The 1,005-nt window shown below is 67.9% G+C and carries 1 pseudogene; it reads left to right on the top strand.

Features of this window, described 5'->3' with window-relative positions:
- Positions 1-47: 47 nt before the first annotated feature.
- Positions 48-1,005, top strand: a pseudogene (locus V3W47_RS19660) (IS3 family transposase); the annotation flags it as partial.

Genomic DNA, 1,005 nt, shown 5'->3' with positions numbered 1-1,005 from the left:
CGGTATGGCGGAGAAGGGGCTAAGCCTCGAAGAGAGGAGGCATCCTCATGACCCACCGCACCACCCACAGCGCCGAGTTCAAGCGTTACGTCCGGAGGGCGCGCCCGAACCAGGGGCAACATCACCGGCACGGCCCGCGACCTGGGGATCGACGTCTCCCTGCTGTGCAAGGGGATGAACGCCGATCAGGAGAAGGGTGAGGCGACCTGTTCCGGTCAGGGGAAGCAGGTGCTGACCCCAGAGCAGCAGGAGATTCGGAGCCTCCGCAAAGAGAACGACCTCGTGCGGCAGGAACGAGAAATCCCGAAAAAAGCGACGGCCTTGTTCGCCAGAGAGACCACACCCGGAGGTGCCAGTTCATCGACGCTCACCGCGAGCAGGACCGCCTGGCCGCCGTGGTGCCGGGGGCTGGAGGTGTCGGTGAGCGGGGACCACCGTGGGCGAAGAAGACCGATCTCCACCCACAAGCAGCAGGATGCGCTGCCAGAGCAGCGCATCCTGCACGTTTACCCGCGCAGCAAAGGACACTACGGAGCACCTCGCATTCATGCCGAACTGCGGGCAGCAGGTCTGCGGGCAGCAGGTCTGCGGGGGTCCCATCAGCGGGTCGCGCGCCTGATGCGCTCAGGGGGGTGCCCGCCAAGGGAAAGCGCCGCCGGGTGCCAACCACCGACAGCGCCCACACTTCCCGGCTGGCCCGAACCTGCTTGACCGCCAGTTCGACGTCTCGCCGCCCTGGGGAGGTGTGGGCGTCCGATCTGACGTCCCTGCCGACCAAAGCAGGCTGGCTCTCTCTGGCCGTCACGCTGGACCTGCATTCGCGGGCTGTGGTGGGGTCGAGGGTGGACGCGCAGAGGCCAGCGACGCTGCCGCTCGCTGCCCTTCAGATTGGCCGCCCTGCGTCGTCTTTCCCCACCCCCCACCAGGCCTCCTGCACCACAGCGAGCGGGGGAGCCAGGACGCCAGCCGGGGAGTTCAAGAACAACTGGCCCGCCGGCGGGCCAG

The sequence above is a fragment of the Deinococcus sp. YIM 134068 genome (genome assembly GCF_036543075.1).
In the GTDB taxonomy this organism is placed as follows: Bacteria; Deinococcota; Deinococci; order Deinococcales; family Deinococcaceae; genus Deinococcus; species Deinococcus lichenicola.
The sequence above is the reverse complement of the archived record's forward strand: the minus strand, read 5'-3'. Positions and strand labels throughout refer to the sequence as shown.